The 18324-nt window shown below is 69.0% G+C and carries 15 protein-coding genes and 1 riboswitch; of the genes, 7 read left to right on the top strand and 8 right to left on the bottom strand.

Annotated features, from left to right (window positions below):
• Positions 1-97: 97 nt before the first annotated feature.
• Positions 98-1108 (bottom strand): polyprenyl synthetase family protein, encoded by a 1011-nt coding sequence (locus OG194_RS19135; RefSeq protein ID WP_327402043.1) that lies wholly within the window; start codon positions 1106-1108, stop codon positions 98-100.
• 205 nt (positions 1109-1313) lie between these two features.
• Between OG194_RS19135 and OG194_RS19140 the strand changes: the two genes are divergently transcribed.
• From OG194_RS19140 to OG194_RS19150, 3 genes are all read left to right on the top strand, one after another.
• Complete coding sequence (locus OG194_RS19140) at positions 1314-2819, top strand: peptide MFS transporter (RefSeq protein WP_327402044.1); 1506 nt, start codon at positions 1314-1316, stop codon at positions 2817-2819.
• Positions 2820-2835: 16 nt separating this feature from the next.
• Positions 2836-4830 carry a CocE/NonD family hydrolase gene (locus OG194_RS19145; protein ID WP_327402045.1) on the top strand — a complete coding sequence of 665 codons (1995 nt, stop codon included), beginning with the start codon at positions 2836-2838 and terminating at the stop codon, positions 4828-4830.
• Between the two features lie 263 nt (positions 4831-5093).
• A riboswitch (cyclic di-AMP (ydaO/yuaA leader) is annotated at positions 5094-5265 on the top strand.
• 3 nt (positions 5266-5268) lie between these two features.
• The gene (locus OG194_RS19150) at positions 5269-5745 is read left to right on the top strand and encodes a transglycosylase SLT domain-containing protein (RefSeq protein WP_327402046.1); all 477 of its coding nucleotides are present in this window, start codon (positions 5269-5271) and stop codon (positions 5743-5745) included.
• A 107-nt stretch (positions 5746-5852) separates the two neighbouring features.
• Here the strand turns inward: OG194_RS19150 and OG194_RS19155 are convergent, their stop codons facing one another.
• From OG194_RS19155 to OG194_RS19175, 5 genes are all read right to left on the bottom strand, one after another.
• The gene (locus OG194_RS19155; protein WP_327402047.1) at positions 5853-6659 is read right to left on the bottom strand and encodes an HAD family hydrolase; all 807 of its coding nucleotides are present in this window, start codon (positions 6657-6659) and stop codon (positions 5853-5855) included.
• A gap of 106 nt (positions 6660-6765) precedes the next feature.
• Entirely contained in the window at positions 6766-7794 is a 1029-nt protein-coding gene (locus tag OG194_RS19160) for a LacI family DNA-binding transcriptional regulator (protein WP_327402048.1), read from the bottom strand.
• Between the two features lie 196 nt (positions 7795-7990).
• Complete coding sequence (locus OG194_RS19165) at positions 7991-8872, bottom strand: carbohydrate ABC transporter permease (RefSeq protein ID WP_327402049.1); 882 nt, start codon at positions 8870-8872, stop codon at positions 7991-7993.
• Entirely contained in the window at positions 8869-9858 is a 990-nt protein-coding gene (locus OG194_RS19170; protein ID WP_327402050.1) for a carbohydrate ABC transporter permease, read from the bottom strand. The genes OG194_RS19165 and OG194_RS19170 overlap by 4 nt, the downstream gene beginning before the upstream one ends.
• Positions 9855-11189, bottom strand: coding sequence for an ABC transporter substrate-binding protein (locus OG194_RS19175; protein ID WP_327402051.1), 1335 nt, complete (start codon positions 11187-11189; stop codon positions 9855-9857). The genes OG194_RS19170 and OG194_RS19175 overlap by 4 nt, the downstream gene beginning before the upstream one ends.
• A 211-nt stretch (positions 11190-11400) precedes the next feature.
• Between OG194_RS19175 and OG194_RS19180 the strand changes: the two genes are divergently transcribed.
• The 4 genes from OG194_RS19180 to OG194_RS19195 all read left to right on the top strand — a co-directional run bounded on the left by OG194_RS19180 (position 11401) and on the right by OG194_RS19195 (position 15796).
• Positions 11401-13401, top strand: coding sequence for a beta-galactosidase (locus tag OG194_RS19180; RefSeq protein WP_327402052.1), 2001 nt, complete (start codon positions 11401-11403; stop codon positions 13399-13401).
• A gap of 64 nt (positions 13402-13465) precedes the next feature.
• Entirely contained in the window at positions 13466-14608 is a 1143-nt protein-coding gene (locus tag OG194_RS19185; protein ID WP_327402053.1) for a glycoside hydrolase family 53 protein, read from the top strand.
• Between the two features lie 127 nt (positions 14609-14735).
• Positions 14736-15605, top strand: a complete 870-nt coding sequence (locus OG194_RS19190) for a helix-turn-helix domain-containing protein (protein ID WP_327402054.1) — start codon at positions 14736-14738, stop codon at positions 15603-15605.
• Positions 15602-15796, top strand: coding sequence for a DUF397 domain-containing protein (locus OG194_RS19195; RefSeq protein WP_327402055.1), 195 nt, complete (start codon positions 15602-15604; stop codon positions 15794-15796). Before OG194_RS19190 ends, OG194_RS19195 begins: the two co-directional genes overlap by 4 nt.
• Positions 15797-16397: 601 nt before the next feature.
• On the opposite strand, the gene OG194_RS19200 is transcribed toward OG194_RS19195, so the two are convergent.
• Complete coding sequence (locus OG194_RS19200; RefSeq protein ID WP_327402056.1) at positions 16398-17408, bottom strand: Lrp/AsnC family transcriptional regulator; 1011 nt, start codon at positions 17406-17408, stop codon at positions 16398-16400.
• 24 nt (positions 17409-17432) lie between these two features.
• On the bottom strand, positions 17433-18323 hold the full coding sequence (locus OG194_RS19205) for an alpha/beta hydrolase family esterase (protein WP_327402057.1): 891 nt from the start codon (positions 18321-18323) through the stop codon (positions 17433-17435).
• Position 18324 lies beyond the last annotated feature (1 nt).

Raw genomic sequence — 18324 nt, forward strand, 5'->3', positions numbered from 1 at the left:
CAACTCCGCGTACGCCTGGGGTATGACACACGGAGGCGGCGCCTCCCCAAACCCTTAGGGGGAAGACGCCGCCTCCGTAAGGCAGTTGCCCAGAACCTCAGCCCGCGCGGTGCACCACCGCGTCGCACATCTCCAGCAGCGCGACCTTGGCATCGCACTCGGGGAGCGGCGCGAGAGCCGCGCGGGCGTCCTCCACGTAGCGGACGGTGTCGCGGCGGGCCTGCTCCAGGGCGGGGTGGACGCGGAGCCGGGAGAGGGCCTCGGCATGCCGGGCGTCGTCCGTGAGGTCGGAGTCGAGCAGTTCGCACAGGGCGATGTCCTCGGCGAGACCCAGGCGGGCGGCCCGCTCGCGGAGCAGCAGCACCGGCAGCGTGGGGATGCCCTCGCGCAGGTCCGTGCCCGGGGTCTTGCCGGACTCCTCCCCGTCGGAGGCGATGTCCAGGACGTCGTCGGCGAGCTGGAAGGCGACGCCGAGCCGCTCGCCGTACTGGGTGAGGACGTCCACGATGGCGTCGTCGCAGCCGGACATCATCGCGCCGAAGCGGCAGGCGACCGCGACCAGGGAGCCGGTCTTGCCGCCGAGCACGTCGAGGTAGTGCTCGACCGGGTCGCGCCCGTCGGAGGGTCCTGCGGTCTCCAGGATCTGGCCGGTGACGAGGCGTTCGAACGCCTCGGCCTGCACCCGCACCGCCTCGGGGCCGAGGTCGGCCAGGGTGTGCGACGCGCGCGCGAAGAGGAAGTCGCCGGTGAGGACCGCGACCGAGTTGCCCCAGCGGACGTTGGCGCTCTCCACCCCGCGCCGTACGGTCGCCTCGTCCATGACGTCGTCGTGGTACAGCGTGGCGAGGTGGGTCAGCTCGACGACGACGGCCGAGGGCACGACACCCGGCGCGTAGGGGTCGCCGAACTGCGCGGCGAGCATCACGAGGAGCGGCCGGAACCGCTTTCCGCCCGCGCGCACGAGGTGCTGGGCGGCCTCCGTGATGAAGGGGACCTCGCTCTTGGTGGCTTCGAGCAGACCCTCCTCGACGGCCGTCAATCCGGCCTGGACATCGGCTTCCAGAGCCTGGTCCCGCACGCTCAGCCCGAACGGCCCGACGACGGTCACGAGGGGTCTCCTGTCTGCTGGTGTCCCTGGGCGGTCACACGGTTTGTCGATAGGTCGCTGGCATCACTCAAGTCAGCGTATCCGGTCAGCTTTCGATCACCCATGCCGCCTACCCCGTCCAGCGGGGGCGGTATCGGATCACGACCGGTATGTTTTCGATCACCTGATAAGAACGGATATTTATCGACTTACGCGGAAGTAGTGGATGGTGTCTCGAACCGCACTGGAAGCCGACCCCGACGACCAACCGCCCCCCGAGGACGACCACGCCTTCTTCGGGCAGCCCAAGGGGCTGCTCACGCTCTCCGGGCTTGAGGTCTGGGAGCGCTTCTCGTTCCTCGGCATGCAGGCCATCCTCGTCCTCTACTTCGCGGATACCGTCGCGCACGGCGGCATGGGCATGTCGTCCGGAACGGCCGCCTCCGTGTCGGCAGCCTACGGAACGCTGGTCTATCTCGTCTCGGTCGCGGGCGGCTGGCTCGCGGACCGCATCCTCGGTTCGTACCGCGCGGTGCTGTGGGGCGGCGTCCTGATCGCCTGCGGGCACTACGCGATGGCGGTGCCCACGCCCACGATGACCTGGGTGGGCCTCGGCCTGATCAGCGCCGGCACCGGCCTGCTCAAGCCCAACGTGGCCACCATGGTCGGCAAGCTCTACCGCACCGACGACGAACGCCGTGACGCCGGTTTCGCGCTCTACTACATGGCGATCAACATCGGCGCCTTCGCGGGCCCGCTGATCACCGGCTGGCTCGGCGACCACGAGGGCTGGCACTGGGGCTTCTCGGCGGCCGCGGTCGGCATGACGTTCGGGCTCATCCAGTACGTCGCCGGGCGCCGTCACCTGGCCGGTCGCAGGAACACCGCCGAGTTCGCGCTCGCGCCGGACGCGCTGCGCCGCGCGGTGAAGCTGATCGTCGTGGGCATCCTGGTGGCCGCCGTGCTCGCGACCGGGCTGGCCACCGCCGGCTGGCTCACGATGGGCCGCTTCGTCGACCTCCTCACGGTGATCTCCGTGATCGCGCCGGTCGTGTACTTCGCGGTGATGTTCAAGAGTCCGCGCGTGAGCCCCGAAGAACGCGGCCGACTGCGCCCGTACATCGTGCTGTTCCTGGCCTCCACGGTCTTCAACTTCATCCTCTTCCAGGCCTATTCGACGATGATGCTGCTGGCCGCGTCGAACGCCGAGACGACCATCCTGGGCTTCGACTTCCCCGCGAGCTGGTACGCGAGCGCGCTCGGCGCCTTCGAGGTCGGGCTCGCGCCCGTGGTCGCCGCGCTCTGGGTCCGCATGGGCCGCCGCCAGCCGCACGCCTCCAACAAGATCGCGATCGGCGTCGTACTCGGCGGCCTCTCCTTCCTGCTGATGGTCCTGCCGACCAGCGGGCACAGCGGCGACGCCTACCGGATGTCGGCCTGGTGGATCGTCGGCTCGTACTTCCTGCTGGGCCTGGGCGACATCCTCCTGGAGACCTCCGGCATGTCGGCCACCACGAAGCTCGCCCCGGCCGCCTTCTCCAGCCAGACCATGTCCCTCTGGTTCCTGTCCCTCGCCCTCGCGAACGGCATCCAGGCCCAGACGGTGAAGCTCTACGACGACGTCTCCAAGCCGGCCTACTTCGGCGTCAACGGCGCGATCGCGGTGGCCGCGGGCCTCGCGGTGATGGCCGCCGCGCCGTGGCTGCGCCGGACCATGCACCCGGTCCACTGAACCCAGGGGTCCCCTCATGCGCATCCGTACGTCCTTCCCCCACAAGACGGCCCACGAGGACATCCGCATCCCCCTCGCGGACGGAACACGCCTCTACGCGCGCGTGTGGCGCCCGGTGACGGACGAACCCGTCCCCGCGCTCCTCGAATACCTCCCGTACCGCCTGACCGACTGGACCGCCCCCCGGGACGCCCAGCGCCACCCCTGGTACGCGGGCCACGGCTACGCCTCCGTCCGGGTCGACGTGCGCGGGCACGGCAACAGTGAGGGTGCCCCCGGCGACGAGTACGACGCGCAGGAACTCGCCGACGGCGTGGAGGTCGTCAACTGGCTTGCCGCGCAACCCTGGTGCACCGGCAGGGTCGGCATGTTCGGCATCTCCTGGGGCGGCTTCAACTCCCTCCAGATCGCGGCCCTCGCGCCCGAGCCGCTCAAGGCGATCGTCACGGTCTGCTCGACGGACGACCGCTACGACAACGACGTGCACTACATGGGAGGTTCCGCCCTCGCCGTCGACCTGCACGCCTGGGCGGCCACCATGCTCGCCTTCGTCGCCCGCCCGCCGGACCCCGAGTACGCGGGCCTGGTCTGGCGCGACATGTGGCTCAAGCGCCTGGAACAGATCGACCCGTTCATCCACACCTGGCTCGCCCACCAGATCCGCGACGACTACTGGAAGCACGGCAGCGTCTGCGAGGACTACGGCGCGATCGACGCGGCCGTCCTCGCGGTGGGCGGCTGGCACGACCCGTACCGCGACACGGTCCTACGGCTCGTCGAACACCTCCCGCCGGACCGCGTACGCGGCCTGATCGGCCCGTGGTCGCACCAGTACCCGGACCGCGGCCTGCCGCCCGGCCCCGCGATCGGCTTCCTCCAGGAGACCCTCCGCTGGTGGGACCACTGGCTCAAGGACAAGGACACCGGCGTCACGTCCGACCCGCTCCTACGGGCCTACGTCAGCGACTCGCACCCGCCGGCCACGGTCTACGACACCCTCCCGGGCCGTTGGGTCGGCGAGCCCGCGTGGCCCTCGCCGCACGTGAAGACGACGACGTACGGCCTCCGGGGCGCGCCCGTGATCGTCCGCTCCCCCATGCACACCGGTGTGGACGCGGGCCGTTTCTTCCCCTTCGGGAACGACGCCGATCTGCCGCCGGACCAGCGGGACGAGGACGCGCGCTCCGCGTGCTTCGAGTTCGAGGTGCCGGCCGAGACGTGGGTGCTGGGGCGGCCGAGGATACGGCTGCGGCTGACCTGCGAGGTGCCGCGCGGGCAGGTGATCGCCCGGCTGTGCGACGTCGCCCCCGACGGTGCCTCGACCCTCGTCACCCGGGGCGTGTTGAACCTGTCGGCGCGGCACGGGCGGGACCGGGCGGTGCCGTGGACGCCGGGCACCACCGAGGACGTGACCTTCGAGCTGAACGGCATCGGGCACGCGTTCCCGCCCGGGCACCGCATCCGGCTCGCGGTGTCGTCGGCGTACTGGCCGTGGATCTGGCCGCAGCCGGAGTCCTCGGTTGGGTTCACGCTGGACCCGGAGGGGAGCGCGCTCGAACTCCCGGTGCGGGAGCAGGAGTCGGCGGGCGACATTCGCTTCGAGGAGCCGGAGGAGGCCGAGCCGCTCGGGGTCAACTACCCGGCGACCCTTGACGAACCACGCCCCGAGCGGCTGGTCGTACGGGATGTCGCGAAGGGTGAGTGGCGGCTCGAAGTGGATCCCCGGTACGGCGGCACGCGCGTGTATCCGGATGGGTTGGAGTTCACCGAGGACGCGTTGGAGACGTACACGATCGACGAGTCGGACCCGCTGTCGGCGCGCACCCTCTCGGAGTGGTCGATCCGGCTGCATCGACCGGAGCTGGGATGGGACACGAGCGTGCGCACCCGGTCGGAGATTACTTGTGACGAAACGGACTTTCTTGCATCAAATGAGGTTATCTGCACCGAGGGTGAAGAAGTGATCTTCCACCGCACTTGGGAGAAAAGGATTCCGAGAACTGCCAGTTGAGGGCGAATGCCCGATTTGCCGTTCTTAATCCTCCCGTGAGTTGGGTCACGCGTTTCTGTGCGTGACCTGTGTCCTGGTCTGCCCGCGTTTTCCCTTACGGCATTTGACAGTTGACCCTTGGCTCGCGCAAAGGATCAAGCGCCCCATACGCCTCAGACCAAGGTCAATAGGGGTTAGGTGTGATTCCGCCACTTGTTCCGGACATGTGCTCTCGCATAGTTTCCCGGCCTGTCGAGCGGAACGCCGAATCCTGCCGCCGCCCGGCATCCCAGTCACGAACTTCTCGCACGGCAGGAGCGGGGGAACCAGGTAAGTCGCCGGGCCGGTCGTCATGACCGGAACGGCTTGGGGTTAAGTCACGTCCGCAAGGGCTTGGCCGGGCACCTCCCAGCCCGAACCCGACAGCTCACCTCGCAGGCGACGGAGAGGAACCTCGTCATGCCTGCAACCGCTCAGTCCCGCCGTGCCCGCTTCGTCCGCCGTGTCGTCGTCGCCGGTACCGGTGTCGCGATCCTCGCGCTGCCTGTCGTCGGTGCGACCACCGCGTCCGCGGCCACCACGTCGACCACCGCCTCGACCACGCTCGCCGGGTACCCCAACACCCTTGACGGGTGGATCCGGGAGTCGCTCGCGATCATGGCGCAGAAGGGGATTCCGGGTACGTACAACGGGATCTACCGGAACGTGATCCGTGAGTCGTCCGGTAACCAGTACGCGATCAACAACTGGGACTCCAACGCGGTGGCCGGTACGCCGTCGAAGGGGTTGCTTCAGGTGATCGACCCGACGTTCAACGCGTATCACGTGGCCGGGACTTCGTTTGATCCGTATGACCCGGTCGCGAACATCACCGCTGCTTGTAACTACGCGGCGGCGGTGTACGGGTCTATCGACAACGTGTACGGCGCGTACTAGCTCCGCCGGTTCAGCAGGGGGACGTCGTCGTTCGGCTGCGGCGCCGTCGTGGCTGGTCGCGCAGTTCCCCGCGCCCCTGAATGTGCCCCTGCGGGGCCATTCAGGGCTCAGCCGAGCAGTCTCTCCAGGACCAGCGCGATGCCGTCGTCCTCGTTCGAGGACGTCACCTCGTCCGCCACTGCCTTGAGTTCGGGGTGGGCGTTGGCCATGGCCACGCCGTGGGCTGCCCAGTCGAACATCGGGATGTCGTTCGGCATGTCGCCGAAGGCGATGGTGTCGGACGGGGTCAGGCCCAAGTGGCGGGCGGCCAGGGCCAGTCCCGTTGCCTTGGTGATGCCGAGTGGCTGGAGTTCGACGGTGCCGGGGCCCGACATGGTGACCGAGGCCAGGGAACCAACCACCGAGCGGGCCGTGGACGCCAACTCGTCGTCCTCCAGGGCGGGGTGACGGAGCAGCACCTTGCTGATGGGTTCGCACCACAAGTCGTCGCGCCTGCCTACCCGTACCGCCGGGAGCGTGGGGTGCGGCATCAAGTAGCCGGGCTCGATCAGCGTCAGGCCGTCCACGCCGTCCTGGTCGACCGCCGCGTACACCTGGCCCACCTCCGCCTCGATCTTGCCGAGCGCGGTCTCCGCCAACTCCCGGTCCAGGGTGACCGACCAGAGCAGACGGTCCGCGCCGGCGTCGTACAACTGCGCGCCCTGTCCGCACACCGCGAGCCCTCTGGAGCCGAGGTCGTCGAGGAGGGGCCGCACCCTCGGGGCGGGCCGGCCGGTGACGACGAGGTGCCGGGCACCGGCCTCCGCCACCCGCCGCAGTACGGCGCGGGACCGGTCGGAGAGCGTGTCGTCGCCACGCAGCAGCGTTCCGTCCAGGTCGGTGGCGATCAGTGCATATGCGAGGGGTGCGGCCATGATCAGAGAATACGGATGGAACGCCCCACCGACTCGACACGAACCGGACGGCTGCTGCCTTCACATGCGTGTACTCGTGTTCCGGTTGGTTTGACAATTACGACCGTTATGCCGACTCCCGTACCACCAGTTCCGTAGGCAGAATCACGCCCGCCGTGTCCTCGCCGGCGATCTGGGCGAGGAGCATCCGCACCATTTCGGCGCTGATGCGGTCGTAGGGCTGACGCATGGTCGTGAGGGCCGGGGTGATCGAGGTGGCCGCCGCCGAGTCGTCGAATCCTCCGACAGCGATGTCATCCGGGACCGAACGGCCGGACTGCTGGAGGGTGTTGACGACTCCCAGGGCCATCAGGTCGGAGGCTACGAAGACCGCGTCTATGTCGGGGGCCTGGGTGAGGAGTCTGCGGGCTGCTTCCTCGCCGCCTGTGCGGCGGTAGTCGCCCTCCACGACGAGGTTCGGGTCGTGGGGCAGGCCTGCCTCCGTGAGGACGTCTCGGTAACCCGCCAGGCGGTCGGGGCCGCCCGGTGCGTCGAGCGGGCCGGTGACCATGGCGATGCGGCGGCGGCCCGCGGCGACGAGGTGGCGGACCATCTCCTGGGCGCCGTCGCGGTCGGCGGCGGCGACGTAGCTGTACTTGGAGGCGGCGCCGAGCGGTTTGCCGCAGGCCACCAACGGGATTCCCGCGTCCCGGAGTTCGGCCGCGACCGGGTCGCCGCTGTGGTTGGAGACGAGGAGGACGCCGTCCACGTGGCCCGAGGTGATGTACCGGGTCAGGCGGCGGCGTTCGTCCTTCGACGAGGCCAGCATCAGGAGCAGCGGGATGTCGTGGCGGGCCAGGTGTTCGGTGCAACCCCGCAGCAGGACATTGAAGTTGGGGTCCTCGAAGAACTTCTCCTGCGGCTCGGTGAGGAGGAACGCCACCGAGTCCGACCGTCCGGTGCTCAGGGAGCGGGCGTGCCGGTTGACGACGTAGCCCGTCTTCCTGATCGCCGTCTCCACCGCGGTGCGGGCGGCGGGTGAGACGTAGTGGCCGCCGTTCAGGAACCGGGAGACGGTCCCCCGTGAGACCCCTGCCTCCCGGGCCACGTCGTGGATGGTGGGCGGTTTGCGGCGTCCGTTCGAGCTGGTGGTCATGTTCCTCGTTCGTGGTGGGGGGCGGTCGGCTGTGGGGGGCCGCCCGGGCAGATCGTGGAAAGCCAGCGGCGGTCAGGCCGCGCCCCAAAGGGGCGCGGGGCTGTGTTTGATTTGCCGCTACCGCCGCGTGGGCGCGACCAGCCACGACGGCGCGGCAGACGAGCGACGGCCCATCACCGCCCTTCCAGCGGAGCGCTCACGCCTTGACCGATCCGCTCAGCAGGTCCAGGGACCAGAAGCGCTGGATCACCAGGAACAGCGCGATCAGCGGCAGGATCGCGAGGAAGCAGCCCATGATGACCAGGGTGTAGAGCGCGGGCTGTGAGGCGCCCTGGTTGAGCAGGGTGTAAAGGCCCAGTGTGAGCGGGAACTTGGTGTCGTCCGCGAGCATCACGTACGGCAGCAGGAAGTTGTTCCAGATGCCGACGAACTGGAACAGGAACACCGTGATGAGGCCCGGCATCATCATCGGCACCGCGATCCGCGAGAAGATCCGCCACTCGCTCGCGCCGTCCATCCGGGCGGCTTCGAGGAGTTCGGCGGGCACGGAGGCGGCCGCGTAGATACGGACGAGGTAGACGCCGTAGGGCGAGAGGATCGACGGCAGGAGCATCGACCAGTACGAGTCGGCCAGGCCCAGCTTGGAGAGGAGGAAGTACTGGGGGACGGTCAGCACGATGCTCGGGACGAGGACGCCGGCCAGCATCAGCTTGAAGATGAACTCCCGGCCCCTGAAGGCGAATCGGCCCAGTGCGTAGCCGCCGGCGGCCGAGACCGCGGCGGAGAGCAGGGCGCCGCCGCCCGCGTAGAAGAGGGAGTTGACCATCCACTGCCAGTAGATGCCGTCGCGGTACGCGCTCAGGTCCTTGAAGTTGTCGAGGAAGCCGGAGCCGGGGGCGAAGGTGAACGTGGAGAACAGTTCGCCGCGGCCCTTGCTGGCCGCGATGACCACCCAGACCACGGGGATCAGGCAGTACAGCGAGCCGATGACCAGCACCAGGGTCGGCACCCACGCGGTGCGCTTCGGCTTCGCGGGGCCCGGGCGGGCGTCGGTGGCGGTGAGGGTGAGGGGGGTCATGCCCGGTCCTCCCGGGTGTAGCGGTCGGAGACGCGCAGCAGGGTGAAGGAGAGCGCGAAGGTCGCCAGGGCCAGCACCACGGCGGTGGCGGAGGCGCCGTAGATGTCCGACCTGAGGAAGGCGGCGTCGTAGATGGCCATCAGCGGACTCCAGGAACTGGAGAGGCCGTTGGTCAGCGGCCTGAGCGCCATGGGCTCGGTGAAGACCTGGAGCGTGGCGATGACCGAGAAGAAGAACGTGAGCACGAGGGACGGCATCACGATCGGGATCTTGATCCGCAGGGCGATCTTCAGGTCGGACGCGCCGTCGATGCGGGCGGCCTCGTAGATCTCCTGCGGGATGGAGCGCAGGGCGGTGTAGATGACGATCATGTTGAAGCCCGTGCCGCCCCATACCGCGATGTTCGCGAAGGACAGGTACAGGTTGCCGCCGTCGAACAGGTCCGGCTGCGGGAGGTTGAACTCGCGCAGCAGGTAGTAGAAGGGGCTGACCGTCGGCAGGTACAGAAAGCCCCACATCAGGGCGGCGATGATGCCGGGGACGGCGTACGGCAGGAAGATCGCGAGGCGCGCGAACTTGGCGCTGCGGGCCTGCGGGGTGTCCAGCATCAGCGCGAAGACCAGCGCCAGACCGAGCATCGTGGGGATGACGATCAGGCCGTAGCCGAAGGCGCGCAGGACGCTGTGGCCGAACTCGGAGTCGTGCAGGACGTCGGTGTAGTTCCCGATGCCGTTCCAGACCTGCTGACGGGCGCCCTTGCCGAGGCCGATGCCCTTGACCTGGACCTTGTGGAGACTGAGCCACACCGCGTACCCGATCGGTACGACGGTGAAGGCGGCGAACAGGAGCACGGCCGGTACGAGGAACCAGTACGGCGCGCTGCGGCCACGGCGACGGAGGCGGCGGGGGCGGACGGAGGCGGCGGTGCCGTCCGCCAAGGGCCCGACCGTCGACCGGTCGGCGCCCTTGAGCGGAGTGCTGGTCATGCCTCGGTCACCTTGAAGCCCTGCTTCTTCATGTCGGTGAAGGTCGACGACTGCATGGTGGCGAGCGCGGTGTCGAACTGCGCCGCCTTCTTCGCCTTGGTGGCCTTGCCGAACGCGTCGCTGAAGGTGTCGTAGGCGACCTGGACGTTCGGGCCCCAGGCGGACGCGGCCGTGGTGGCGGCGATCTTCGCGGCCGTGTCGTAGAAGTCGGTCTGGTTCGGGAAGAACGCGGGGGCCGTCAGCACCGAGCCGGACTGGCCCTTGGTGGCCGCCGGGTAGATGGAGGCCTCCTTGACCAGGGCGGCCAGCGCCTCCGCGTCGGTGTTCAGCCAGGTCGCGAACTTGGCCGCGGCCTCGGCGTGCTTGGAGTCGGTGGAGACGCCGGTGGAGGAGCCGCCCCAGCTGCCGGTGACGTCCTCGCCCGTGCTCCACTGCGGCAGCGGCGCCATCCGCCACTTGCCCTTGGTGTCGGGGGCCGAGCTGATCAGCACGCCGGGCGCCCACACGGCGGAGACCCAGCCGAGGTGGGTGCCCTTGTTCAGGGCGCTGCTCCAAGCCGGCGTGTACATCGGCTGGTTGTCGATCGCGCCCTCCTGGACGAGGCCGCCCCAGAAGTCGGTGACCTCCTTCGTCGCCGCGTCGTCGATGCCGACGGTCCACTTGCCGCCGCTCTCCACGGTCCACCACTTGGCACCGGCCTGCTGCGCCAACCCGGCGAACAATCCAGGGTCGTTGGCGGAGAACGTCGTCAAGTAGGCGTCCGGGACCGCCTTCTTGGCGGCGCGGGCGGTCTTGGCGAAGTCGTCCCAGGTGGCCGGGACGGTCAGGTTGTGCTTCTTGAACAGGTCCTCGCGGTAGAAGAACATCAGCGGCCCGGAGTCCTGCGGTATCGCGTACACCGCGTCGGTGCCGAGCGTCACCATGCTCCAAAGTCCCTCGGCGAACTCGGACTTGGCGGACTTCGCGTACTTCGAGATGTCCGCGAGCACGTCGTTCGAGACCAGCGTCGGCAGCGACTGGTACTCGACCTGGATCAGGTCGGGGGCGTTGCCCGCCTTCTTCGCGGTGATCAGCTTGGAGACGATGTCCTTGCCGGCCGCCTGCTTGGACACCGTGACCGTGATGTCCGGGTTCTTCTTGTTCCAGATCGCGGCGACCTTGTCCATGTTCGGCGCCCAGGCCCAGTAGGTGAGCTTGACGGGCCCGCTGCTCTTGCCGGAGTCGTCGTCGGAACCGCCGCAGGCGGCGAGGGTGCCCGTGAGGCCTACGGCTGCTGCCCCGGCAAGAATGCTGCGCCTGCTGAACTGGTGGCGGTGGATCGACATCTTCATCTCCCCTGACTGAGTGCGAGCCGGCCTCGGAGGTGTCCCACCTGCTCCGCACGGCTCTGTGACCGTGCACAGTAGAGAATTGTTTCGGACCCTTGTCAATGGATGAACCGTGGGGTTACCTACTTGTTGCTGACGGATGGACGCCGCAACCATCCATGTGCACGATCACAGAAACAGCCGACTTTCTCCTCCGATCCCCGGGAGTGAACCCATGCCGTCCCCCGCCCCCCACGACCGTCTGCCGCTCGCCTTCGGAGGTGACTACAACCCCGAGCAGTGGCCGCAGGAGGTCTGGGAGGAGGACGTACGGCTGATGCGGGAGGCCGGGGTCACGGCGGTCTCCCTCGGCGTCTTCTCCTGGGCCCGGATGGAGCCGCGTCCCGGTGAGTACGACTGGGAGTGGCTGGACACGGTGATGGGCCTGCTGCACGCGTCCGGGATCTCCGTGAACCTCGGCACGCCGACTGTCGTACCGCCGGCGTGGTTCTACCGCGCGCACCCCGACGCGCTCCCGGTGACGCGCGAGGGAGTCCGCCTCGCCTTCGGCTCGCGGGGCGCGATCTGCCACTCCAACCCGGCCTATCGGTCGGCCGCGGCCACGATCACGCGGGCGCTGGCCGAGCGCTACGGCAGCCACCCGGCCGTGGTCCTGTGGCACGTCCACAACGAGTACGGCGCCCCCGTCCTCGCCTGCTACTGCGATGTGTGCGCGGCGGCTTTCCGGGGCTGGCTGCGCGAGCGCCACGACACCCTCGATGCCCTCAACCACGCCTGGGGAACGGCGTTTTGGGGCCAGCAGTACGGCGACTGGGAGGAGATCACTCCGCCCCGGGCGACCCCGTCCGTATGCAATCCCACCCAGCAACTCGACTACCACCGCTTCGCCGACGCCCAGGCCCGCGCCAACTTCGTCGCCGAGCGGGACATCCTGCACCGCCTCTCCCCCGGCGTCCCCGTCACCACCAACTTCATGGTCGCGCCGAGCCAGGGCCAGACCGTGGACTACTGGGCCTGGGCGAAGGAGGTCGACCTCGTCACCAACGACCACTACCTGATGACCGACGGCCGCCGCACGCACGTGAACCTGGCGCTGGCGGCGGACTTGACCCGCTCGGTGGCGGGCGGTGGCCCGTGGCTGCTCCTGGAACACGCCACGTCCGGGGTCAACTGGCAGCCGTACAACCCCGCGAAGCGTCCCGGTGAGATGGCGCGCAACTCGCTCGGGCATGTGGCCCGGGGTTCCGAGGGCGCGATGTTCTTCCAGTGGCGGCAGTCGCAGTCGGGGGCGGAGAAGTTCCACACGGCGATGCTGGCGAACTCCGGTACGGACAACCGGGGTTGGCGTGAGGTCACCGACCTCGGGAAGCGTGTCGCCGACCTCGCGGAGCTACGGGGTACGCGGACCCGGGGTGACGTGGCGATGGTCTGGTCGTGGGACTCCTGGTGGGCGCAGAGCCTTGAGTGGCGGCCGAGTCAGGATCTGGACGCGCGGGAACGGTTGGATTCGTTCTACGAGGCCCTGTACGACCGGCACTTGACGGTGGACTTCCTGCCGCCGACGGGGCTGTCCGACCTGGACCCGGAGCGGTATCCGCTGCTGGTGGTACCGCAGTTGTACGCGGCGCCGGTGGGGGTGGGGGCGGATCTGGAGCGGTATGTGTCGCGGGGCGGGACTCTGCTCGTCTCCTTCTTCTCCGGGATCGTCGACGAGAACGACACGCTGCATCCGGGCGCGTATCCGGGGGCGTTGCGGGATGTACTCGGGCTGACGGTCGAGGAGTTCGACCCGTTGCTGCCCGGGGAGACGGTAAACGTGCGGGGTGCGGACGGCTCGTTGTACGCGGCGGATCTGTGGTCCGAGGTGGTCGTGCCGGGTGAGGGGTGCGAGACGGTCGCCGCCTTCGCGGACGGTCGTACGGCGGGAGGGCCCGCGTTGACCCGGTACGCGCTGGGGTCGGGGGCTTCCTGGTACTTGGCGACGCGGCTGACGGGCGCCGACCTGGCCGCCGTCGTCGACCTCGCCCTCGCGGACGCGGGGATCACGCCGGTCGATCTGCCCCGCGATGTCGAACTCGTCGTACGGGAGGGCGAGTCGGGGACGTTTCGCTTCGCGGTGAACCACACCGGGGGCGAGGTGAAGGTGGTGCTGCCGGACGGGAGTCGGGCGGCGGTCCCGCCGGGCGGGGTGGAGGTTTTCCGGGACCCGCGCTGACCAACTGGCGCGTGGTGGGGCTCAGTTACTTCTTTTGCTTCTTTCAGTGAAGGGGAACTTCGTGATGCGCAGACGCAGTGTTCTTACGGCGGCGGGAGCGGCGGCACTCGCGGTACCGGTGCTGGGCGCGGTGCCCGCGGTCGCCGCTGACCGGCGGCGATTGGAGATCCGGGGGATGGACATCTCGTCCCTCCCCAAGGACGAGGCGCACGGGGCGATTTACCGCCGGGCCGACGGCCGCCGGGACGATCCGATCCGCATCCTGGCGGACGCGGGCGTCACCCACGCCCGCCTCAAGGTCTGGGTGAACCCGGCCGACGGTTACAACAACAAGAAGCACATCCTGCCGTTGGCGAAGCGGTTGCGCCGGGCGGGGATCGGCATCTGGGTCGACTTCCACTACTCCGACACGTGGGCGGACCCGGCCCACCAGACCAAGCCGGCGGCCTGGGCCGACCTGGATGTGGCGGGCCTGACGAGGGCGGTCTACGACCACACGGCGGACGTCCTGGGCGCGTTGTGCCGCCAGGGCACCCCGGCCGACCTGGTCCAGATCGGCAACGAGATCAACGGCGGGCTGCTCTGGCCGACCGGCAAGAACTGGGGTGACGACGGCGGGGGTTGGGGCAACCTGACGACGTTCTTGAAGGCAGGTCTGAATGCCGCCCGGGACACGACCCCGCGTATCCGCACGATGCTCCACATAGCCTCCGGCGGCGACAACGGCACATCGCGTTGGTGGTACGACAACGTGGTGGCCGACGGGGTCGACTTCGACATCATCGCCCAGTCGTACTACCCGTTCTGGCACGGCACCCCGGATGCGGCGGCGGCCAACTTGGCGGATCTGGCGGCCCGTTACGACAAGCCTGTGCTGATCGCGGAGACGGCGTACCCGTTCACGTTGGAGAGCGAGGACGCGACGAACGACATCATGTACGACGCGTCGCAGCTGACGGAGGGGTATCCGGCGACACCGGCGGGCCAGTCGGCGTGGCTGCGGACCGTGGCGGACCTGATGGCGAACGTTCCCGGCAACAAGGGCCTGGGCTACTGCTATTGGGAGGGCGTGTGGACGTATCGGGCCGGTGACGGCTGGGACCCGGCGGATCCGACGTCCGGCAACGCGTGGGAGAACCTGGCGTTGTTCGACTTCCAGGACAAGGCGCTGCCGGGGTTGAGGACGCTGGGCCGTTACCGCTCGTAATGCCTACCCGTGACTAGTCCAACCCGTACGGTGACTGTCCGGTGCTTGTCCAGTGATGTCCAGGCTGTCGACAGGGACCGTACGGGTAGGGGGCGTTGCGGCACGGCCGTACGACGGAGGGGCGAGCGTGGACAAGGAACCGGAGCAGGTCAACGGCGAAGCGGACGAGCCGGGTTGGGAGGTGGACCCGGACGACGAGTGGGGGTTGGCGGTCCTTGCGACGGTCGGGCGGCAGTTGAGGCTGCGGCGCGAGGCTGCGGGGATGCGGGTCCCGGACTTCGCGGTGGTGGTGGGGTACGGAGAAGACCTCGTCTACAAGATCGAGGGTGGGAAGCGGATTCCTCGGCCTGAGTATCTGGACAAGGCGGAGGAGGTGTTGAGGGCGGATGGACTGATCTCCGCGATGAAGGAGGATGTGGCGAGGGTCCGGTACCCGAAGAAGGTACGAGCCCTGGCCAAGATGGAGGCGCAGGCGGTCGAGCTCCAGCTCTACGATCCCCTGAACATCCACGGGTTGCTTCAGACGCCGGAGTACGCACGCACCCTTCTTCTGATGAGGCGCCCCGCGTACACCGAGGACGAGGTAGAGCGGTACATCGCCGCGCGTCTGGCACGCAAGGCGATCTTCAAGCGGGACCCCGGTCCTGAACTCAGCTTCGTCCTGGAGGAGTGGACGCTTCGACGTCCGCTCGGCGGCAAGGCGGTACTGCGCCGCCAACTCGAAGATCTGCTGGATACAGGACAGTTGAGGAACGTCGACCTCCAGGTGATGCCGATGGACCGCGAAGAGCACGCTGGAGTGGCCGGTGGCATCGAGGTACTGAAGTTCGCCGACGGCTCGGCGGTAGGGCGCTCGCCGGCTGTGGCAAACGGTCGGCCGGTCTCCGAACCCAGGCAGCTCCGTATCCTTGAACTGCGGTATGGCATCATCCGGGCTGAGGCCCTCACACCGCGTGAGTCGAGGGCCTTCATCGAGCAACTGCTGGGGGAAACATGATCCGCGAGCCCGAACTGGCCTGGTTCAAGAGCAGCTACAGCAGTAGCAGCGAAGGCGACTCCTGCGTCGAAGTGGCCACCACCCCCGCCACCATCCACATCCGCGACTCCAAGCACAACACCCAGGGCCCCCAGTTCACCGTCACGGCAGCCGCCTGGACGGACTTCGTGACGTACACATCCGAAGCCTGACCCCTACCCACCCCGGAAAAGTGTGACACTTTCTGCCAAACTGTCACACTTCCCCAGCAGGGTCCCCCGGACCAGGGCCATCACGTCACCGCTCACCTCAACGAGCGTCCCTACTCGGAGAGCCGCGTCGCACTCAGGGCTGAATAGCTCGCCGGGAGCCCGCGCGGGGTCATAGTGCGTGCGGGCGAAGGCGTCGTTCGCGCGGTGCACGGTGTCTGGTTCGGGCGGCGCCGGCCACACGCTGAGGAAGTGCTCTTCGACCGGGGTGTCGCCGCCGGGCCCGTCGCCTTCATCGCGTCACTTGTCTGAACGCGGACGCGATACCAACCCGCCCCGGCCGTCGCGAAGTTCCCCGCGTCCTTCTCCAGACCTCCGCCCCACTGGAACAGCCGCAGGCGGCCACTCGTACTACAGATGCTCACGTCCACCACGGTCTCCCACTCCTCGCCCGGCAGCGGTGGTTCAGCCGCACACTGCCGGGCGACGAACATCCGATCCGAAGTCCACGTCGTGCAGCGCATCCACCGGATCATGCCCTGCCCCACTGACAACGCCGTACTCGACGACGCCACCGCCCAACTCTCCCTCCGTTGCGCGGTGTTCAAGCCCAGGGATCGACCGGGACCGTGTCGATCGCGCGGCCTTCGGTGTCGAGAAGCCTGCCCCAAGACTTGACCGGGCGTAGGACGACCTGTCGGTCTGTCACCTCGACGGACGGCCAGGTCGCGCGGATGCGCCGTAGCAGGGGTTCGAGAGCCGGCAGATCGTGGAGCTGCACGGTGACGAACAGGTTGGCCGCCCCGATCACGGCCGCGCAGACCCGGGTCTGTGGCCACGCGCCCACCCGGCTGCCCACCTCGTGCAGCGACTCGTCGGGAACCCGCAGGGACAGCGCGACCTGCGCGGGCCAGCCGCCCTCGGATCGTACGAAGTCGGTCCGGAACGCGAGCACTCCGGCGCGCACCAGGCTCTCCAGGCGCCGTGTGACCGCTCGCTCGGACCGGTCCAGGTCGCGGGACAGATCGCGGATGGTCGTGCGTCCGTCGCTCTGGAGGGCCAGGAACAGGGCCTGGTCGAATGCGTTCGGCTCCCGCGTCGTGGCGTGGTCGGAGGAATCCGCGGACGACAGGGCTTCCACGGCCTCGGGGTCGATCGCCCCCAGGCGCCAGTGCACGCCGCTGAACACGTGGGTCGCGATGCGAACCGTGAGCTGCCGTATCGCGGGGACGCGACCGATGTCGTCGAGGAGCAGACGTGCCATGGCCGCGGTGTCCTTGGCCAGCACCAGGGCGTAGATGTCGTGGCCGCCCGCGGTCAGGTGGACGCTGAAGACCTGCGGCCGGGCCGCCAGCGCCCTGGCGACGTCGGCGGCGTCGCCCGGTGCGCAGGCCACCTCGACCACGGCGCTCGCCAGCGGCATCGCCGGGCCGGGCGCGCTGGAGATCCAGGCCAGGCCCGCCCGGGTGAGTCGTCGCCAGCGCCGCCCGGCCGTGACCGCGGACATGCCCAGGGCAGGGCCGAGCTGTTCGAAGCTGGCACGCGGATTGACGTGCAGGGCGTCGATGAGGGCGACGTCGTCCTCGTCGATCCGGTGGCTGCCGCTCTCGTCCATGCGGTCCATCTTGGTCCGGTCCGGCTACCCCGGCACCAGCGCGAACCGCCGCGCGATCACGTCGGCGCACACAAGGCCGCGGCACCCCGGACCCAGCAGCCACCGCAGCGGTGCGCGAACGGCGTTGTGCACCTGGTGCCCGCCGCCGTGGACGGTGAACAGCGCCACCGGGGCGTCGGTGTCCCCGCCGTAGGTCGTCACGGTGACGGCGGGCACCTCCGCGCCACCCGGTTGCCGCAGTGGTTCGCTCACCGGGGCCCCGGCGATGCCGTTGCGGGCGGCGTAGTACGCGGCCGTATCGGGCGCCGAAAGGTGCAGCCCGCGCGGGAAGAGGCCGTGCACGCTGACGATGCCGCCCTGGTAGGGGGCGAGCGGGTCGGCGGTGCCGTGGAACAGGACCAGCGGAACCGGTCTGCTCGCGTCCGGCCCGCGGTGTGCGGCGGTGAAATGGGCGGCGTCGGGCTGGGTACTGCTGATGATCGCGGCCGCGGCCAGTCGTTCCGGTACGTCGTGCAGCAGGCGCATCACCATCTGGCCCCCCAGCGAGAAGCCGACCGTGACGACCCGACCCGCGTCGACGTCGTGCCGTACGGCCATCTGCTCGACCAGCGCCGTAAAGAAGGCGACGTCGTCGACACCGTGCCGTTGCGCGGGCGTGTCGATGTCGCGTGCGCCGTTCCAGTCCCGGCGGTAACCGTCGGGATACACGACGACGGCTCCGGCGCGGTAGGCCAGTGCGTCGAAGGAGTCGCCGCTGAAGTGGCGCATGCCGTTACCGGTCTGGGCCGTGCCGTGGAAGAACACCACCAGCGGCCGTCCGGACGGCGGCACCGGCGACGGGGACCCGCCGGTCACCACGACGTAGGTGCGCCTGCGCCCGTCCACCGTCAGTTCCCCGCGTACGACGTGCGACACC

Origin of the sequence: Streptomyces sp. NBC_01288 (assembly GCF_035982055.1) — a bacterium.
Lineage (GTDB): Bacteria > Actinomycetota > Actinomycetes > Streptomycetales > Streptomycetaceae > Streptomyces.